We start from the raw sequence: 19,092 nt of genomic DNA on the forward strand, positions 1-19,092 counted from the left end.
TCAGTACGCGTTTCCGAGCTTCTGCGCGGCGTTCGCCGAGTCGTACTGGTCGTCGGAGATGACCACGGTCGGCGGGATCTCCTTGCCGGCGGCGAAGTCCGCCAGGGTGGAGAAGGCGAGCGGGCCGAAGCGCGGGTTGGACTCGATCACCGCGTTGTAGCTGCCGTCGGCGATGAGCTGGACGGCGTTGCGGGTGCCGTCGATAGAGACGATCTTGACGTCCTTGCCCGGTGTCTTGCCCGCGGCCTTGAGCGCGGTGACCGCGCCGATGCCCATCTCGTCGTTCTCGGCGTAGACGGCGGTGATCTCCGGGTTGCTCTGGATGAGCTGCTCCATGACCGCCTGGCCCTTGGACCGGTCGAACTCACCGGTCTGCTCGGCGACGATCTGGATGCCGGCGGTCGTGGCGATCTCGTCCTTGAACCCCTTGGTGCGGTCGGTGGTCACGTTGTTGCCGGACGCGCCGAGCAGGATCGCGACCTTGCCGGTGCCGCCGGTCGCCTTCACCATCTCCTGCGCCGCGCGCTTGCCCTGCTCGACGAAGTTGGAGCCGATGAAGGTCAGGTAGTCGGCGCACGGCTGCGAGGTCACCTTGCGGTCGATCGTGATGACCGGGACCTTCTTGGCCTTCGCCGCGTCGAGGGCGGGCTGCAGGCCGTCGGAGTTCAGTGGCGCCACGATGAGCAGCTGCGCGCCCCGGTCCAGCAGCGACTTGATGTCGCTGACCTGCTTGTTGAGATCGCTCTGCGCGTTGGTGACCAGCAGTTTGTCCGCCGGGAAACCGAGTTTCGCGGCTTCGTCCTTGATGGACTGCGTCTCGGCGATCCGGAACGGGTTCGCCTCCTTCTCCGACTGGGAGAAGCCGATGACCGCGTTCTTCACGTCCACCTGCGGGTAGCCGGTCTTCTCGCGGGCACATCCCGGTCCGGTCGCGGCCTGGCTCGGCGCCGCCGAAGCGGCCGGTCCCGCCCCCGACGGGGCGGATTGCTGGGTCTCACGGCTGGTGCAGGCCGTCAGCGCGAGCGCGAGGCCGGTCACCAGGAGCAGGGTGCGGCGGATGGGCAGGGACATCGATCGCTCCTCGGGGAAGTCGAGCACAGGGGTCTGCGGTGACCCATGTCACTCATAGGGACGATGCCAGATTTACATCGTTGGTACAACGTTGTAAATCCGCCGTTCGCGCGGCTAGGCTGTGCCGGATCTGTGCCGGACCACTGCAGAGGGGAGCGAGGGTGGCCACGCTCAAGGACGTCGCCAAGATCGCGGGCGTCTCCGTCAAGACCGTGTCGAACGTGGTCAACGGCTACGACTTCGTGAAGCCGGAGAACCGCAAGCGCGTCGAGGAGGCATTGGCGTCGACCGGCTACCGGCCCAACCTCGGCGCCCGCAACCTCCGCCGCGGCCGCACCGGGTTCCTCGGGCTGATGCTGCCCGAGCTGAGCATCCCGTACTTCGGCGAACTGGCGGGCCTGGTGCTGCAGGCGGCACAGGAGCACGAGTGGAACGTGCTCATCGAGCAGACCCTCGGCACCAGGGAGCGGGAGCGCAACACGCTGTCCGCGCTGGGCCCGCATCTGATCGACGGCGCGATCATCAGCCCGGAAGCGTTGCACACCAACGACTTCGAGGATCTGGCGCCGGGTGTTCCGCTGGTGATGCTCGGCGAGCACGTCGTCGACGTCCCGATAGACCACGTCGGCATCGACAACGTCCAGGCCGCTCGGATCGCGGTGCGGCACCTGCTCTCGCTGGGCCGCCGCCGGATCGCCGCGATCGGCGCGCATCCGCAGCGCCACACCGCCGCGCAACGACTCGACGGCTACCACTCGGCGCTCGAAGAGGCGGGCCTCAGGCCCGTTCCGGAACTGGTCCTGCCCGCGCTGCGCTACCACCGTGCCAACGGCGCCGAGGCGATGGCACATCTTCTCGCGCTGCCGGAGCCGCCCGACGCGGTGTTCTGCTTCAACGACCTCCTGGCCATCGGTGCCCTTCGCGCCGCGGCCGAACGCGGCGTCCAGGTGCCGTCGGACATGGCGATCGTCGGCTTCGACAACAACGAGGAGAGCGCGTACAGCCTCCCCTCGCTGACGACGATCGCCCCGGACAAGGCGGCGATCGCGCGGACGGCGGTCGATCTGCTGCGGCGGCGCATCGCAGGCGGGACCGACCTCGAACCCGAAGACGTCCAGACCCCCTTCTCCCTCGAAATCCGGAACAGCACCGTCGCCTGACACCGCAAGCAGGTGACTACTTGCGGTTTTCGCGGGGAGTCGAGCATTGTGTGTCCGTGAACCGGGCCCTGGCCGTGCTGACTGTCGTCGCGTACGTGACGCTGCCCCTCGGCTCGGCCAGATACGAGACGCTCGTGCTGCCGACACTCGTGGCCGGCCTGGTCTACGCGGCGATCGCGATCGCCGGCTTCCCCTGGGTCCAGAAACGCGGGCGTGCCTGGGCGATCGCGTACGTCTGCGTTCAGTTACCGCTCGGCTTCACCCTGTTCTCGCTTTCGGGCGCCGCTGTCGGGGCCGTCCTGCTTCTCGTGGTCCTCGTCTGCCACACCGTGTTGCTGTTGCCGCTGCCCGTGGCGTTCGGGGTCGCGGTGCTGATCCCGCTGATCCATCTGCCGATGGCACCGATCGACGGGCTCCGGGAAGGACTCGGGACGCTGGCGGTCATGGTGTTCGCCGCCGTGGTGACCGAGCTGGTCGTCCGGGAGAGACGGGCGCGGGAGGAGCTGGCGGAGGCACACGAACGCCTTCGCGTTCAAGCCGCGCAGGCCGAAGAGCTCGCCACGATCCAGGAACGCAACCGGGTCGCGCGCGACATCCACGACGGGCTCGGTCATCACCTCACGGTCGTGCAGATGATGGTGCAGGCCGCCCGCGCGGTGATCGGGACCGGGGACACGGAACGCGCCGACGGGATGCTCGCCAAGGCACAGGACCAGTCCCGTGAGGCGCTCGCCGAGGTCCGCCGGTCGGTGTCGGCGTTGCGGGAGCCGCGCCCGGAGCCGCTCGCGGACGCGTTGCGGGCCTTGGCGGACGAGGCGTCGGCGGCGGGGGTGCCGACCGGGCTGGAGGTCAGGGGCACGGCTCGGGACACACGCGCCGAGGTGGAAGAGTCGCTGTTCCGGGCCGCCCAGGAGGGGCTGACCAACGTGCGCAAGCACGCGCGGGCCAAGGCCGCGACCGTCGTGCTCGACTACGCCGGAGCCGACCGGGTCCGGCTCGAAGTCCGCGACGACGGTCTCGGGCTCACCGGGGATTCCCCGCCGGACAAGGGTTTCGGGCTCGTGGGGCTCCGCGAGCGGGTCGCCGGGCTCGGCGGCCGGGTCGCGGTCGACTCGGCGGAAGGCCACGGCCTGACACTCACCGTGGAGGTGCCGGGATGAGCGTCCGTGTCCTGATCGTCGACGACCAGGCGCTGTTCCGCGAGGCGCTGGCGACGTTGCTGGAGGTCCAGCCGGAGATCGAAGTCGTCGGCGAGGCGGGCGACGGCGAGGAGGCCGTCCGGCTCTGCGCGGCACTCCGCCCCGACGTCGCGCTGATGGACCTGCGGATGCCGGTGCTCGACGGCATCGCGGCCACCGCCCGGCTCCGAGCCGGGCAACCCGGTGTCCAGGTGCTGGCGCTGACCACGTTCGACGACGACGAGGACGTGTTCGCCGCGCTGCGGGCGGGCGCCGTCGGCTATCTGCTCAAGGACGTCTCCTCGACACGGCTGGTGGAAGCCCTGGTCGCGGCCAAACGGGGCGAGTCGGTGCTTCAGCCGTCGGTGGCGGCGAAGCTGGTCGCGAGGGTGGCACGGCTGCCTGCCGAGACGCCACGGTCCCAGCCGTCGGCGACCCCGCTTTCGGAGCGGGAACTGGAGGTGGTCCGGCTGCTGGCGGACGGCCGCAGCAACCGGGAGATCGCCAAGACGCTGTTCCTCGCCGAGGGCACGGTGAAGAACCTCGTGACGAGTGTCCTGTCCAAGCTCCAGGTGCGGGACCGGACCCAGGCCGCCCTGCGCGCGAAGGAACTCGGCCTGTTCTGACCGCTTCGCTCCTTGCCGAGGGCCAAGTCCGTGCACGCACGGAGTCCCGGACTGCTGCGAACGTGGCTTTCGCAACGCTGCGGGGCGCCGGATGGCGTCGGTACCCCGACCGATGCCCTGACCCCGGTCACATGACCTCGCGCATGACTTCCGGCACCTGCCCTCGTGCCCCGCCCGGACCGAACATTGCTCCCGTCGTACCGAACGAGGGAGCCGGAAATGAAGCACGCGACAGAACCGAAGACCCGCAACCGGGTCGTCCTGCACTTCACCCGTCACGCGGTGGAAATGCTCCTCGCGATGGTGGCCGGGATGATCGTGCTCGAACCGGTCTGGTCGTTCCTGTGGCCGGACCTGGCGAGGAACGTGACCGCGAGCGCGCTGGTGATGGCGACGAACATGTCGCTCGGCATGGCGCTGTGGATGCGGATCCGGCGCCACGGCTGGGCTTCGATCGCGGAGATGTCGGTCGCGATGTACCTGCCGTACGTCCTCGTCCTGCCGTTCTTCTGGACCGGCCTGGTCTCCGGGACGACCTTGATGACGGCCGGGCACGTCCTGATGGTTCCCGCGATGCTCGTCGCCATGCTCCGCCGTCGCACCGAGTACGGAGCCTGACATGCGCGCCTTCCTCCGTGTCACGCTGACCGTGCTGGCGTTCACCGTCGCCGCGCTGACCCTGCCGCTCACTCTCGGCGCTGTCGCGCTCAGCGCCAGCTTCGAGAACCGCTATGCGCCGAGAACCGAGGGGGTCTCGACGCAACCGGTTCGCCGGGCACACGATCCCGCCAAGCCCACCGCGGTGATCGTCGTGGGCAACCAGGGCGCCGTCGTCTCCGACACACTCGTCCCTTACGAAATCCTGGCTGCGAGCGGCGCGTTCAACGTCTACACCGTCGCGCCGGAAGCCCGGCCGGTCACCTTGACCGGCGGGCTCGACCTGATCCCCGACCTGAGTTTCGCCGGTCTGGATCGGCTGCTCGCGTCCGCCGCCCCCGAGGTCGTGGTGATGCCCGCGCTGCCGGACCTCGGTGAGCCGACCACGCGACCGGTGACCGACTGGCTGAAGCAGCAGTCGTCGAAGGGCTCGCTGCTCATGAGCGTCTGCAACGGCTCGGGCGTCCTCGCCTCGGCGGGTCTCCTCGACGGGCGGAAAGCCACCGCGCACTGGATCCGCATCGGCGGCTTCGACGAGGAATTCCCCGCCGTGGACTGGGTTCGCGGCACACGCTACGTCGACGACGGGAACATCGTGACCACAGCGGGGATCCTGTCCGGGGTCGACGGCGCGCTCCGGCTCACCGAGCGGTTCGCCGGCACCGAAGCCGCGCGCAAAACCGCCGAAGCGGTCGGCTGGACCCACTACTCCCCCGGTTCCAGTCCGCCGATGACACAGAACACCTTCGAGGCGGCGGACACCGTCGTCGGGTTCAACACCGCCTTCAACTGGGACAAGCCGACGCTCGGGGTCCTGCTGACCAACGGGATCCGGGAACTGGAACTCGCCGCGGTGTTCGACACCTACGGCCAGTCGCTGGCGGTCGAGACGACGGCGCTGGGTCTCGACGGCACGCCGATCCAGTCGCGGCACGGACTGACCTTCGCCCCGCGCGGCACGCCGTCCGCGGACGGCCTCGACAGGCTGATCGTGCCCGGCGCCGACGCGGCAGCCAGGCACGCGGCCGATCGGTACTCCGCGCTGTCGCCGGTGTACCTGCACGCCGCGCCGGGGTTCCCGTTCGACGCGGTGCTGGAAGACCTGGCGCGCATCACGGACACCGCCACCACGCGATGGACGGCCCGGACACTGGAGTACCGGACCGATCACCTCGCGCTCGGTGGCGCGGCGTGGCCGTGGACGGTCACGCTCCGGCCGTTCGGGCTGGCCGTCCTCGGTCTGCTCGCGGCCTTCGGGATCCGCGCCCGCTACCGCCGCCGAGCGTGATGGACGCCGACCGCCAGTTGCGGGATACCGGGAAGCCCGGTGAGCCCGAACAGCGAGACCCGGACCTTCGGTGGATCGAACGGCTCGGTGACGGTCGAACACCGCAGGCCGGATTCGGTGGCCACCAGCCGGAGCCGCTGCGCCACCAGGCCGCCCGCACCAGGTGGTGGCGTGCCTCGGAGGCGCTGGTGACCAGGAAGGCCGACCACGCTTCCTCCGGTTCCTCGCCCGGTGGCGCGATCGCGCTGCCGATCCTCGGCAGCGACCGGATCTGCCGCGGCGAAAACGATTTCACGCGGACACCGTCGGCGGGTTCCTCGTCCGTGCTCAGAGTCGGCGGACCGTGGAACGAGTACGACGCGCGCCCGGACATCGCCCCGAACAGAGCGAGATCGTCGGGGCCGGGACGTCTCCGGGTGGCGGCGGTGATCCGCGCGATCAGCCGCGAGTCACCGCCGTCGTGCGGCAACCTGGTCTCCGGGAGCCAGCCCAGCGCCCGCATCGCGACTTCGAGATGGACGAGCAGCGCGCCACCCGCGATCAGCCTTCCCCGGCTGTCGGGCCCTGGCCGTTCGACCAGGTCGGCACCGTCGCCCCGGACCTCCAGCGGCCATTCGCCGCGCAGCCACCGCCGTGGTGCCCAGCGCGCGGCCCGCACCAGGATCCGCGTCTCCTCGGCCGTCCACTGATGCGTGCCGAGTACGGCGGACGCGTTCACCGGTGGCCCTCCCCCGGTCTCGTCCGGCTGACCGCGTCGACCGGACGGCGCGGCGTGGTGGAACCAGGGAAGCCATAGCCCAGGCGGAAAACAGCCTGCGGGTGCTCGTTCTCGCCGAGCAGTGACCGCAGGACGGCGCGAGCGGACGGGATCTCGATGGGCTGCGAATAGAACGACGCGCTGAGGCCGAGCGAAGTCGCCGTCAGCAACGCCCGCTGCATCGCCCGCCCCGCCCGGAGCTGGGCGAACGGCCCGTCGGTCGGTGTCGCCAGTACCGCGACGACCGGGTCGCGTTCGAATTCCCTGGCCTGCTCGCTCTCCCCGTGGTGCCGGACGGGAAGAAGCCCGCCGTCGGGGCGAGGCCCGCCCGCGTAGGCAGGGACGCCGTCGCGGCTCCCGTTCTCCTTGGTCCACGCGCGAAGTTCCGCTTGGAAGCCCTCGTCGAGCGCCTGCAGGTGGTCCGCCCGCCGGATGAGTCCCGTGACCGCCTCCAGCAGGCCGACCTCGTCGAGCAGGATCAGCTTCGCGCCCTCTTCCCTGGCCGCCTGCCGGACCGCGTGCCGGGCCCCGGCCGGGACCGGGGTCGAGGCGAACGGCCGCCGGTTGCTGTACCGCGCGCGGATCGACGCCGCCAGGCTCTGCTCCGCCGCCGTCGCCCGGTGCCTCGGCCCGATCGCGATCCTGGCCAGCAGTTCCGGCCGGTCCTTCCGTGGCAGGAACTCCACGTCACAGGACCATCCGGCGACGGCGATCGCGAGTTCGAGATTCAGCAACGCGGCACCGCAGGACAGCCGTGCTTCCCGCCGGTCCGGGTCGCAGACCTCCAGCACGCGGTCCTCGTCGAGGACGAGGTCGATGACGTCCGGTCCGAGTTCGAAGAGCCACGGCTGGCTGTTGTGCGGCGACGGCGCCCGGACGGCGGCCTCCAGCGCGGCGGTGACGACCGGTGCTTCAGTGAGGATCATCGCGGCTCCTAGCCGGAGGGGTCCTCTCAGCCTGTCGTGCGGAAGCCCGGACCGGGAGTGGCCGTGGTCCTTTTCGGACCGGGACTTTCGGCCCTCTCGGTCCGTTCTATCAAGGCAAACGTGTCCTGGCGGACGGACACTTGACGCACCGGCACCGGCGCCTCTCAAGAGACTGGGCACATTGCTCCGGCCGGCCCTGGTGAGCGACCTCCCGCTCGGCAAGGATCGCCCGATGCGCGACAGCAAGACGTTCGGCCTGCTCGCCCGCGGTGGGCTCGTCTGCTACGCCGTCGTGCACCTGCTCGTCGCGTGGCTCGCGGCGCGGGTCGCCCTCGGTGACACCGCCAAGGCGGACAAGGCAGGCGCCCTGCAGATGGTGGTCGCCGAAGGAGGCGCGTGGCTGCTGTGGCTCATCGCGGCCGGGCTCGCCGTACTGGCGTTGTGGCAACTCGGCGAGGCGATCACCGGACACCGGCAGGTGAAAGCGCGACGGCGGACGGTGCGCAGGATCGTCAGCGGGATCGAGGTCGTGCTGTACGGCCTCGTCTCCTACAGCGCGGTGAAGATCGCCGTCGCGGGCGCCGACGACGGCCAGACGTCGTTGGTCGCCGGGATCCTCGCGAAGTCCTACGGCCAGGTTCTGGTGAACGCCACCGGGATAGCCGTCGTCGCGGTGGCGATGTTCCTCGCCCAGCGCGGGTTCCGGAAGACCTTCACGCGCGAACTCGAGTTCGGCGGTGCCTCCGGGCCTACCCGCACCACGACGATCCGGCTCGGTCAGATCGGCTGGATCGCGCTGTCCGTGGCGTACGGCACCGTCGGCGTGCTGACGGTCATCGCCGCGGTCACCTTCGACCCCGCCAAGGCGAGCGGGCTCGACGCCGCGCTGAAGACGCTCGTCGCCCAGCCCTATGGCGGACCGATGCTCCTGGCGCTCGCTGCCGGGATCGCCGCGTTCGGGGTCTTCGCGCTGCTGGACGCACGCTTCCGCAAGATCTGATCTGCCCGGCGAACCGACCTGTGGCACCGTGAAAGACGTCTGGAGGTCGTGATGACAGGTGTGGTCGAACGGATCCGCGAGCGGGGCGAGGACGATCGGCAGGCGCGGATCGTCGAGGTGCTGGTAGAGGCCTTCGACGACCTCATGCGCGCGGACGCCGACGCGTTCCGCCGCAAGTTCCGCAAGATGGCCGCCGCGCCGTTCGCCTTCTACCGGGGCTCGGCGTGCCTCTTCTACGCGGACATGGCAGACGAGGACGACCCGTGGGCGAACGACGAGACCAGCCGGGTGTGGATCCAGGGCGACCTCCACGCCGAGAACTTCGGCAGCTACATGGATTCGTCCGGGACGCTGGTGTTCGACGTCAACGATTTCGACGAGGCCTACCTCGGCTGCTTCACCTGGGACCTCAAGCGGCTGGCGGCCAGTGTCGCGCTGCTGGCGTGGAGCAAGGCGATCTCGGACGACGACATCGAGACGCTGATCGGCACGTACCTGCGCGCCTATGTGAAGCAGGTCCGCGAGTACGCGGAGCGCCCCGGCGACGAGCTCGTCCGGCTCCAGCTGGACAGCACCGAAGGCGTTCTGCACGGCGTCCTGCTCCGGGCCCGGCTCAAGACGCGGATCGACCTGCTCGACGAGGTCACCACGGTGGAGGATTACGACCGCAGATTCCGGCGCGGTCCGGGCGTCCGGGTACTGGAAGAGGCCGAACGCGAGACCGCGATCGCCGCCTTCGAGTCCTATTTGGACACCATTCCGGAGAACAAGCGGTTCGGCAGTATCACCTACCGGGTCAAGGACATCGTCGGCCGGAGCGGGTTCGGCATCGGCTCGGCCGGGCTGCCCGCGTACAACATCCTCGTCGAGGGCCGGACCCAGGCACTCGAGAACGACGTCGTCCTGTCGATGAAACAAGGGAATGTCGCGGCGCCGAGCCGGATCGTGGCCGAGGAACGCATCCGCGGCTACTTCACGAACGAGGGGCACCGCACCGCCGTCTCCCAGCGCGCGTTGCAGGCGCACGCCGATCCCTGGCTCGGGTACACGGAGATCGACGGGACCGGGTTCGTCGTCTCGGAACTGTCGCCCTACGTCGACGACCTGGACTGGTCGGAGCTGACCGAGCCGTCGGAGATGCGGCCGGTCCTCGACTATCTCGGCCGGGCCACCGCGAAGATGCACTGCGTGTCCGATTCGGACTCCGAGCAGACGCTGGTCGATTTCCAGAGCGAAGCGGCCATCGCCGAAGTGATCGGCGACCGCGAGGACGAGTTCGTCCGCACACTGACCGAGTTCGGGATGGCCTACGCCGAGCAGTCGCGGGAGGACCACCGATTGTTCGTGGACGCCTTCCGCGGCGGGAAGATCCCCGCCGTCCGGCCTGCCGCGGAGGGCTGACCGGACGACGGGGAGCGCGCTACTCGCGGAGGCCGATCGCCTCGATCGGCTTCGACCGCAGCGCGACACGGGTGGCGAGTCCGAGCGAGACCAGGCCGAGCAGGATCGCCCCGGCGATGACCCCGCCGAAGACGGCGAGCGTGCCGGACGGCAGCGGTGTCCCGCGCAGGCCGAGGTTCAGCAGCATCAGGGGGATCGCCGCCACCACGGTCCCCAGCAGCGCCGCGACCCCCACCGTCGCCAGCGCCTCGAAGCGCATCATCCGCACCACCTGGCGTTTCGTGGTGCCGATCAGCCGCAGCAGCGCGAACTCCCGCGAGCGCTGCGCCGTGCTCATCACCAGCGTGTTGGCCACCGAAATGACCACGTAGCCGAGGATCACGCCGACCGCGACCAGATTCACGTAGAACTGGGCCTGCTGCTGGCCGCCGGCGGGCGCGGCCACCACCGATCCCGGCGTGACGACCAGGCCCGGATAGCGCGCCGTGAGGTCGCGCAGCGCGGCCGTCACGGTCTCGGGGTCCGCGTCGGGTTGCTGCCGCACCAGCACCGAATCGTCCATCCGGTCGCCGGTGTGCGCCCTGGCCAGGTCCGCGGGCAGCACGTAGCGGCCGAAAGCCTGGTCGTGGGTGTAGGTGGCGACCAGCCGCAGCTTCGCCGGAGCGCCGTCACCGAAGTAGAACTCGACCTCGTCGCCGATCTTCTTCTCGTACCAGTCGGCTTCCCGTTCGCTCATCGCGACGGTGTTCCCGGTGAGATCCGTGATCTTGCCCGACACGACACCCAGGTCGAGGCTCCCGCGGACCTGCGCGCCGTCCAGTCCCTGAGCACCGTATCGCTCGGTACGCACGGTGTCCTGCTCCTGCACTGTGTTCAGCACTTCGGTGCGCACGACCGGTGTCGCCGCGGCGACACCAGGGATCCGCCGTGCCGCTTCCGCCACCTCCGGTGACAGGTGGCCGGTGGTGCTCGCCAGCACGTGGTCCGCGGTGGTCGACGCCACCGTCTCCTCCTGCCTGGCGGCGGCCGCGGAGGTCTGGCTGTAGAACATCGAGAGCGCGAACGCGACCGCCAGCATCACCGGCGTCACCGCGGAGGCGAGGCGCCGCGCGTTGGCCTGGCTGTTCGCGGCGGCGAGATAGCCGCTGATCCTGGACGTCCGGCTGAGCACCGGGGCGAGCAGCCGCGTCATGAACGCGACGACCTTCGGACCGAGGACGGCCAGCCCGATCACGATGATCAGCGCCGCCATCGACGCGGCCGCGATCCCCGGCTCGCCGGGCACGAACGTCGGCACCAGCGAACCGCCCAGGCCGACGGCCACCAGCCCGCAGCCGACGAGGACACGCGCCCGGCCGAGTTCCTTGCGTTCCACCGCCGCCTCGCCGAGCGCCTCCACCGGGCGGATCGACGACGGACGGCGCGAAGCCGACCACGCGGCCAACCGGGCGGTGCCCAGCCCGAGCACCAGCGCGGCGACGAGCGGGATCGGGCTCAGCGCCAGCTCGAAGTCCGGCGGGATCACCCCGATGGCCCCGAAGGCGTTCTTCAGCCCGAAGCCGACCGCCACGCCGAGACCGCTGCCCAGCACCCCGGCGACGATCGCGACCAGCATCGTCTCGGCGCCGATGAGCTTGCGGATCTGCTGGGGGGTCGCCGCGATGGCCCGCAGCAGGGCGAACTCCCGGCGGCGCTGGTTGATGACCAGCGCCAGCGTGCTGGCCACGACGAACACCGCGATGAGGAGCGCGAACCCGCCGAACGAGCCGGCGAGCGCCATCAGCAGCATGCGTGTCTGGCTGACGTCGAGGAACTCGACCGTGCTGCGCTCGACCCCGGTCGTCACGGTCACCTTGTCGGAACCCACCGCCTCCCGGATCCGGTCGGCGAGACCGTCCGGCGTGACGCCGGGGTCTGCCAGCACACCGACCGCGTGCGCCTGGCCCGGTGTCCCGGCGAGTTCGACGGCCTTCTCCGGTGAGAAGAACACGGAGGACTGCCGCGCGAGGCCGTCGCCCGATTTCGGCGCGGCGATCCCGGAGACCACGAAGTCCACCGGCGTCGACCGGACGGCGATCTTCACGTGCCCGCCGACGGTGGCCTTGCTCCGGGAAGCCAGTTCCGCGTCGAGGACCACCTCGTCGGCGCCGGCGGGAGCCTTGCCTTCACGCAGCGAGAACGGCGCCAGCGCGGCGGCGTCCCAGTTGTGGCCCAGCGACTGGCCACCCTCCGGCCCGTTCAGCGCCCGGCCGTCGGCCGTCACCACGTTCGCCGGGAAGCTCTGCTCCGTCACCACACCGCGGACCCCCGGCACCGCGGCGATCGCCCCGGCGAGCGACACCGGGACCGACGCCTGCTCCGCGACCTGCTGACCTTCGAGTGGCCCGGCTCCGGGCGGGTCGACCTCCTGCTGCCCGCCAACGACGACCGCCGCGTCGGCGTAACGCTGGGTCGGGACACCCGCCCGCAGGCCGGATTCCATCAGGATGCCGCAGCCGGCGACCAGCGCCGTGCCGAGCAGGATAGCGACGAACGCGCCGACGAAACCGCTCAAGCGGGTCTTCGCCGTCTGCCATGCCAAATCCCACATGACGTCACCACTCCCCGAGGTGGGTCATGCGCTCGGCGACGCGTTCCGGCGTCGGCTGCGGCAGGTGCCCCGCCAGCTTGCCGTCGGCCAGGAACAGCACGCCGTGCGCGGCCGACGCAGCGACCGGGTCGTGGGTGACCATCAGCACGGTCTGCCCCATGGTGTCCACAATGGAACGGAGCAGGTCGAGCACCTGGCGTGCGGTGCGCGTGTCCAGCGCCCCGGTCGGCTCGTCGGCGAGGACGACCTCGGGCCGGGTGACCAGCGCGCGGGCGATCGCGACCCGCTGCTGCTGGCCGCCGGAAAGTTCCGACGGGCGGTGTTCGAGCCGCTTCGCGATCCCGACCCCCTCGACGATCTCGCGCAGCCACTGCGGATCGGGCTTCTGCCCGGCCAGCCGCATCGGCAGCGTGATGTTCTGCAAAACGTTCAGCGACGGCAGCAGGTTGTACGCCTGGAAGATGAACCCGATCCGGGTCCTCCGCAGCTCGGTGAGCGCCTTCTCACGCAACCCGCTCAGTTCCGTGTCCCCCAGCAGCACCCGCCCCGAACTCGGCTTGTCCAGCCCCGCCGCGCAGTGCAGGAAGGTGCTCTTACCCGATCCCGAAGGCCCCATCACCGCGGTGAACGTGCCCTTGCGCACCCCGACGGTCACCCCGTTCAAAGCCGTGACCGCGCCGTCACCGGATCCGTAGACCTTGCTCACGGATTCCAGTGCCAAGGCGCACGTGCCCCCTGCGTTCATCTTTTCCCCTTATGCGTGTTGATCTCTCTCGAAGAAACCTACGTTCACTGGAGGCCACGATCGATCCCGCGTGAGGGAAGACTTGGGGTAGCGCAGGCACCACCATGACGACGCGCGTAACAGCCCTCGCCTCCCGCGCGACTATCCGGCTCATCGAGGCGAAACTTGAATCGGGCAGGGGGACCAACCGTGGCGAAAGATCCGCCGTACACGTACCGGGGCGCGCTGAAGATCCTCGGGCATGGCTCCGACTCTCTCCTCGACGCGCTGGACACGGTTCTCGGCGGATTCATCCTCGGCAGCGTCGTGACGCCGGTGGCCTGGGCGTTCAATCTGGTGGACCAGAAGAACGAGGCTTCGGGTTTGATCCGCAAGCTGGTCCAGGCGGGCATCCGGCGGTTGGGGAAGGCCAAGGGCAAAGAACGCTACGAGCTCATCGACGCCGCCCACACGACGATCGTGGTGTCCGCCTTCTTCGACGTCACGCGTGAGAGCGGGGTCAAGCTCTCCAAAGATCACCTGCGCTCGCTGGGGCCCGCGTTCGATTCCGCGCTGGAGCTGCAGTACTGGAGAGGGTGTCTGCTGAGTGATGCCCAACTGAGCTTCCACTACCTCAATCTCGGCCACCTCGTCGGCATGGACGAGGAGGCCATCTCCGTGCTGAAGGACAGAGCGACCGTTCGATACCGGGCCTACTTCGCCGACCTGGCGGCCGATGTGCCCGAGTTCTCCTTGTGGGCCCGCCTTGGTGGCTTGGCGGAGATCCGGGACACCGGCCAGGCCGTCCTCGCCGCCGTGAACGCCCAGTCGTGGGCGTTGAACCGCCTCAACGAGATCTTGCTGGCGCGCGGCGTCGAGCGTGACGACGACCTCACTCCAGGCGCGAAGCTCCTGGCCAAGAGCAATCAGGCCGTGCTGGCGAAGCCGATCACCCCCGACGGTGTCGGCGCGGTCAACCAGGTCACCTTGCCCGCGGTCTGGCGCATCTACCAAGCACCGCGCTTCCGCAGTGTCGTGACGACAGGCGACGTCCCCGCGAACGACTATGACTGGGAGAGCCTGGACGTCCATGACGATCTCGACCGGTTCCTGGGGTCGTACCTGTTCTCTCCACGCAGCGTGGAGAGCCCGCTGCTGCTGCTCGGGCACCCAGGGGCGGGGAAATCCCTGTTCAGCAAGGTGCTCGCGGCACGATTGCCCGCCAAGGACTTCATCGTCGTGCGGGTGGAGCTGCGGCGGGTCAACGCCGACGCCCGTGTTCCCGCGCAGATCCAGGAGGCGCTGGACCTCCTCGTCAACGACCGCGTCAAATGGGGCGACCTGGTGGACGAGGCGCCGGAGCGGACGAGGGTCGTCATCCTCGACGGTCTCGACGAGCTGTTGCAGGCCTCGACCGCCGAGCGCAAGGACTATCTGGAACAGGTCGCGGAGTTCCAGGCCGCCGAAGCCGACCTGGGCTATCCGGTGGTGGTGGTCGTGACCTCGCGGACCGTGGTCGCCGACCGGGTGCGTGTCGCTCCCTGGACCACCGTGGTGAAGCTCGAGGACTTCTCCGAGGAGCAGATGCTCTCCTGGCTGGAGATCTGGCGCGGCCAGAACCTGCCCGCCATCACCTCCGGCCGGATGGGCGAGCTTCGACCCGACGTGGCCACCGAGCTGAGCGACCTGACCGCTCAGCCGCTGTTGCTGCTGATGCTGGCCCTCTACTCGGCGGATCCGAAGGCCGAGCCGTTGGAGGCGGGCACCTCCAGGGACGTCTTCTACGAGCGGATCCTCACCAGCTTCGTCCGCCGCGAACTGGCCAAGGCCCGGCCGGAGGTCGCCCAGGACGCGGTCGACGAGGAGATGTGGCGCCTGGGTGTCGCCGCGTTCGCGATGTTCAACCGCGACCGCCAGAGCGTCCGCGACCACGACCTCGGCTCCGATATCCGCGTCCTCACCCAAACCTCCTCCGATCTGGAGCCGCATCGGCTCGGCCAGCGGATCATCGGGCGCTTCTTCTTCATCCACACCGACGAGGCGGACGGGCACCGCGATGAGGACGTCCGGCGGGCTTACGAGTTCCTCCACGCCACTTTCGGCGAGTACCTCGTCGCCCACCACACGATCCGGGTACTGCGTGAGGTGGCGCGCACTCGCCGATCGACACCGGCGGGGAGACGGTACGACGACGACCTGATCTTCGCGTTGCTCAGCCACCAGACCCTCGCCACCAGGGCGACCACCATCAACTTCCTGACCACGCTCTTGCGGAGGCTTCCCGCAGAGGAACGCTTCGACTGCGCCCGAGCACTGGTTCACCTCGCCGGTGAGTATCGCGACCGGCGCGGCGGGACGGGATTCGCGGGCTATCGGCCGACCCCGGTCGACCACCTCCGGGAGATGGCCGCCTATTCGGCGAACCTGGTGCTGCTCCTGGCGTTGGCCGGCGACGACGTCCCCTTTGTCGACGACGCCGAACGGATCGCGATGGTGCGCCTGTGGCGGGCGGGCCTGCCGGCGCCCGGCTGGCGCTCCTTGGTCGAGGTGATCGACTTCGGCAGCGAAGGCAAGCCGGTCAAGCGCCTGCCCGCGCTGCCGGGCTGGGCCACCGAACTGGCGTACTACAGCATGACCGATGACAAAGGCGGCTTGGACACTCACTCGAACGGATTGGCACTGCAGGGGCTGGACGCCGAAGAGCTGCGCCGGCCCAAGATGACTCAGGTCACTGGATTGCTGCTCTCGACGGTGGCCCACAGCATTTGGGGCGGGGAGAAGCCCGACCTCCAGTTTCCCCTCGATCTCCTGAGGGACGCCCGGCTCGAACCAGGCTTGTCCAACTGGCGTGGGTTCGACCTCTACTACGCCGTGGTCCACTTCTTGCAGAGGTGGCTCGGGCAGCTGGAATACGAGGCTGTCCAAGAGCTGGTGTCGCTGGCACACGACGCGAACGATTTAGGCCTAGTGGACTTCGACGACTTCATCCCCGCGATCGCCGCGTTTCCCCGGTTGCTGGTCGATGTTCCTGCTTTGAACGACCCGTCCAAGTACAGCCGGAAGTGGGGGCCCGTCGTGTTGCTCGCGGGCGAGGAGGTCCAGAACGAGGAGGGGCGGACGCTCCTGCGGTCACTGCGTCAGGGCTTGGCGCCCGACGTCAAGGCTGCGGAGCCGCGCTACCAGGCGATGGCGGCCATCCGCTGGATGTCGGGGATTTCCGGGAACGGTGCCGCGGAGTGATCCGAGACACGGGGATCTCGCGGCCCTGACCCGAGCAGTACCTGCGGCGACATCGTCGCAGGCCGGATGCGAGACTGGTGACGTGATCACCCGGCTGCGGTCCTGTTGGTCCGCGATCCGGTACCTGGCGATCGGCGCGGCCTCGTCGATGGTTTCCTGGTTCGTCCTCGTCGGCATGCTCTTCGTGCTGCTGATGTGCCCCTTCGGCGTCGGGATCCCGGCGCTGCCGGTCGCGCTCCGGCTGATCCGCCGTCCGGTCGACTTCGAACGCCGCCGGGCCGCCCGCCTGCTGGACGAGCCGATCCCCGAGCCGTACCGGTCCGGGAACCCGGTGACCGACCCGGCCTCGCGGCGGGACCTGGGCTGGCTTCTCTTCCACGGCGCCACCGGATTCGTCATCGGGATCTTCGCCATCGGACTCCCGCTCGGTGGCCTCCGGCAGATCGTCACGGCATTCGTCTGGCAGACGGTGCCCGGCGGGATGGAAAGCTCACTCGGGTTCGTGGTGACGTCCTGGCCGCTGGCTGGGCTCAGCCTGATCAGCGGCGTCGGCATGATCGCGATCATGTTCCTGTTCCCCGGTGTGGCGCGGTGGCAGGCTTCCGTGGCGCGCAAGCTGCTCTCACCCGCGCCCGGTGTCGTGCTGACCGACCGCGTCGTCGAACTGGCCGCGTCCCGTGCCGCCGCGCTGGAGGCGCACGGCGCCGAACTCCGCCGTCTCGAACGGGATCTGCACGACGGGACCCAGGCGAGGATCGCCGCGGTGGTGCTGCAGCTGGGGATCGCCGACTCGATTTTCGAGACCAATCCGGAAAAGGCACGGGAACTGCTGGGCAAGGCGCAGGACACCGCGACCGGCGCGCTGGCCGAACTCCGGACCGTCGTCCGCAGTATCTATCCGCCGCTGCTCACCGACCGCGGCCTCGACGGCGCCGTCACCGCGCTCGCCGATCGCTGCCCCGTTCCGTGCACTGTGGCCGTTCTCAGTGACAGCCGCCGTCCCGCCGCCGTCGAGGCGGCCGCCTACTTCGTCGTCGCCGAGATGCTGACCAACATCACCAAGCACTCCGGCGCCGAGCACGCCTGGGTCACCCTCGACGGCGCGGCGGACTCCCTGCTCATCGAAATCCGCGACGACGGGCGCGGCGGCGCCGACGAAACCGGCGGCAGCGGCCTGTCCGGTATCCGCAAACGCGCCGAGGCGTTCGACGGGACCTTGAAGCTGTCCAGCCCTCAGGGCGGGCCGACCGTACTGAAAGTGGAGTTGCCATGCGGGTCGTGATCGTCGAGGACGACGCGCTGCTGCGCGAAGGCCTGGTGATGCTGCTGAACACGTCGGGCATCGACGTCGCCGCGGCGGTGGACGACGTGGACGAGTTCCTCGAACTGGTCACCAAGGACCGGCCCGACGCGGTGATCACCGACGTCCGGCTGCCGCCGACCCACACCGACGAAGGTCTCCGTGCCGCCGTCAAGGCGCGGAAGATGTACCCCGGCCTGCCCGTGCTCGTGCTTTCGGCTCACGTCGAAACCGGCTACGCGGCGGAACTCCTGGCCGACGGCAAGGGCGCTGTCGGGTATCTGCTCAAGGAGCGGGTCGGGAAGGTCGAGAAGTTCCTCGACGCGCTGGACCGGGTCGTCAAGGGCGGGACGGCCATGGACCCCGAGGTGATCACCCAGCTGATGGCGCACCGCCGGGCGACCGATCCGCTCGAAGGACTCACCGCGCGCGAGCGCGAGGTGCTCGGCCTGATGGCGGAGGGCTACAACAACACGACCATCGCCGAGTTGCTGGTGGTGAGCGACGGCGCGGTGCACAAGCACATCCGGAACATCTTCGCGAAACTCGGGTTGCCGGAGGACAGCGGGCACCGCCGGGTCTTGGCGGTGCTCGCCTACCTGAGCGGGAAGAACTGAGCAGGCTTTCGCCACGCTAGCCCGGCGGCTGCTGAGCGGGCGGGAAAGGCTGCTGCGGCTGCGCTGCCATCGGGTAGCCTGCCGGTCCCGTGTACGGCGCGGGACCGGATTGCCGAAGCGAACGACCGCTCTTGACCACCCCGATCGCGACCAAGAGCCAGGACAGCACCCCGCCGGCGTCGAGCGGGATGCCGACCCCCATGAAGATCAATCGGATCTCGTCGGCGCTGAGGCCTTCGGCCCACGACGACAGGTTCGCCGTCACGAACTGCCAGACGATGCTCGCCACCGTCGTGACGATCATGATGACGAAGGCAGCCACCAGCAGGCCGGAGACTCCCCTGGAGCGGCCTTTGATCGAAAAGATCATGCCCAGCAGGCCCACCACGAGCAGCAACGCACGCGGGATGGTCTCGATGATCGTGTACGTGATGGGTGCCATGCCTGCCTTCCACGACTTTCCGCCGGAGGCCGAGACGTCCGGCCACGCCGAGTGGATCCTATGCGGCGACGGCATCCCGCGTGGCCAGTTCGGCGAAGAACGGGCGGGAAGAAGA

Annotated in this window: 16 protein-coding genes; 10 read left to right on the top strand and 6 right to left on the bottom strand. The window is 69.5% G+C overall.

Annotation, left to right across the window (positions count from 1 at the left end):
- Complete coding sequence (locus tag AMYAL_RS0134170; protein ID WP_020635798.1) at window positions 1-1,071, bottom strand: ABC transporter substrate-binding protein; 1,071 nt, start codon at window positions 1,069-1,071, stop codon at window positions 1-3.
- Between the two features lie 161 nt (window positions 1,072-1,232).
- On the opposite strand from AMYAL_RS0134170, the gene AMYAL_RS0134175 reads away from it, so the two are divergent.
- From AMYAL_RS0134175 to AMYAL_RS0134195, 5 genes are all read left to right on the top strand, one after another.
- The gene (locus AMYAL_RS0134175; protein ID WP_020635799.1) at window positions 1,233-2,231 is read left to right on the top strand and encodes a LacI family DNA-binding transcriptional regulator; all 999 of its coding nucleotides are present in this window, start codon (window positions 1,233-1,235) and stop codon (window positions 2,229-2,231) included.
- A gap of 56 nt (window positions 2,232-2,287) precedes the next feature.
- Complete coding sequence (locus AMYAL_RS0134180) at window positions 2,288-3,391, top strand: sensor histidine kinase (protein ID WP_026467671.1); 1,104 nt, start codon at window positions 2,288-2,290, stop codon at window positions 3,389-3,391.
- A complete protein-coding gene (locus AMYAL_RS0134185; RefSeq protein ID WP_020635801.1) occupies window positions 3,388-4,035 on the top strand; it encodes a response regulator in 648 nt (215 codons plus the stop codon). Before AMYAL_RS0134180 ends, AMYAL_RS0134185 begins: the two co-directional genes overlap by 4 nt.
- 219 nt (window positions 4,036-4,254) lie before the next feature.
- Entirely contained in the window at window positions 4,255-4,653 is a 399-nt protein-coding gene (locus tag AMYAL_RS0134190; RefSeq protein WP_020635802.1) for a hypothetical protein, read from the top strand.
- A 1-nt stretch (window position 4,654) separates the two neighbouring features.
- Window positions 4,655-5,980, top strand: a complete 1,326-nt coding sequence (locus tag AMYAL_RS0134195; protein WP_020635803.1) for a DJ-1/PfpI family protein — start codon at window positions 4,655-4,657, stop codon at window positions 5,978-5,980.
- Here the strand turns inward: AMYAL_RS0134195 and AMYAL_RS46780 are convergent.
- Window positions 5,898-6,698 (bottom strand): hypothetical protein, encoded by an 801-nt coding sequence (locus AMYAL_RS46780; protein WP_051137584.1) that lies wholly within the window; start codon window positions 6,696-6,698, stop codon window positions 5,898-5,900. The two genes, AMYAL_RS0134195 and AMYAL_RS46780, sit on opposite strands and share 83 nt — an antisense overlap.
- A complete protein-coding gene (locus AMYAL_RS0134210) occupies window positions 6,695-7,663 on the bottom strand; it encodes an Acg family FMN-binding oxidoreductase (protein WP_020635806.1) in 969 nt (322 codons plus the stop codon). Before AMYAL_RS0134210 ends, AMYAL_RS46780 begins: the two co-directional genes overlap by 4 nt.
- A gap of 232 nt (window positions 7,664-7,895) precedes the next feature.
- On the opposite strand from AMYAL_RS0134210, the gene AMYAL_RS0134215 reads away from it, so the two are divergent.
- Window positions 7,896-8,663, top strand: coding sequence for a DUF1206 domain-containing protein (locus AMYAL_RS0134215; RefSeq protein ID WP_084702203.1), 768 nt, complete (start codon window positions 7,896-7,898; stop codon window positions 8,661-8,663).
- Window positions 8,664-8,714: 51 nt separating this feature from the next.
- On the top strand, window positions 8,715-10,064 hold the full coding sequence (locus tag AMYAL_RS0134220; RefSeq protein WP_020635808.1) for a DUF2252 domain-containing protein: 1,350 nt from the start codon (window positions 8,715-8,717) through the stop codon (window positions 10,062-10,064).
- 19 nt (window positions 10,065-10,083) lie between these two features.
- Here AMYAL_RS0134220 and AMYAL_RS0134225 read toward each other — a convergent pair whose 3' ends face one another.
- Both AMYAL_RS0134225 and AMYAL_RS0134230 read right to left on the bottom strand, forming a co-directional pair.
- The gene (locus tag AMYAL_RS0134225; RefSeq protein WP_026467673.1) at window positions 10,084-12,654 is read right to left on the bottom strand and encodes an FtsX-like permease family protein; all 2,571 of its coding nucleotides are present in this window, start codon (window positions 12,652-12,654) and stop codon (window positions 10,084-10,086) included.
- A gap of 4 nt (window positions 12,655-12,658) precedes the next feature.
- On the bottom strand, window positions 12,659-13,399 hold the full coding sequence (locus AMYAL_RS0134230; RefSeq protein WP_039794582.1) for an ABC transporter ATP-binding protein: 741 nt from the start codon (window positions 13,397-13,399) through the stop codon (window positions 12,659-12,661).
- 189 nt (window positions 13,400-13,588) lie between these two features.
- On the opposite strand from AMYAL_RS0134230, the gene AMYAL_RS0134235 reads away from it, so the two are divergent.
- The 3 genes from AMYAL_RS0134235 to AMYAL_RS0134245 all read left to right on the top strand — a co-directional run bounded on the left by AMYAL_RS0134235 (window position 13,589) and on the right by AMYAL_RS0134245 (window position 18,535).
- Window positions 13,589-16,618, top strand: coding sequence for an NACHT domain-containing protein (locus tag AMYAL_RS0134235; RefSeq protein ID WP_020635811.1), 3,030 nt, complete (start codon window positions 13,589-13,591; stop codon window positions 16,616-16,618).
- An 82-nt stretch (window positions 16,619-16,700) separates the two neighbouring features.
- Window positions 16,701-17,900: a sensor histidine kinase gene (locus AMYAL_RS0134240; protein ID WP_020635812.1), complete on the top strand. Its 1,200-nt coding sequence runs from the start codon at window positions 16,701-16,703 to the stop codon at window positions 17,898-17,900.
- Window positions 17,888-18,535, top strand: coding sequence for a response regulator (locus AMYAL_RS0134245; protein WP_020635813.1), 648 nt, complete (start codon window positions 17,888-17,890; stop codon window positions 18,533-18,535). The genes AMYAL_RS0134240 and AMYAL_RS0134245 overlap by 13 nt, the downstream gene beginning before the upstream one ends.
- A 16-nt stretch (window positions 18,536-18,551) precedes the next feature.
- Here the strand turns inward: AMYAL_RS0134245 and AMYAL_RS0134250 are convergent, their stop codons facing one another.
- Window positions 18,552-18,977 (bottom strand): hypothetical protein, encoded by a 426-nt coding sequence (locus AMYAL_RS0134250; RefSeq protein WP_020635814.1) that lies wholly within the window; start codon window positions 18,975-18,977, stop codon window positions 18,552-18,554.
- Between the last annotated feature and the right edge of the window lie 115 nt (window positions 18,978-19,092).

Origin of the sequence: Amycolatopsis alba DSM 44262 (assembly GCF_000384215.1) — a bacterium.
Classification (GTDB): Bacteria; Actinomycetota; Actinomycetes; order Mycobacteriales; family Pseudonocardiaceae; genus Amycolatopsis; species Amycolatopsis alba.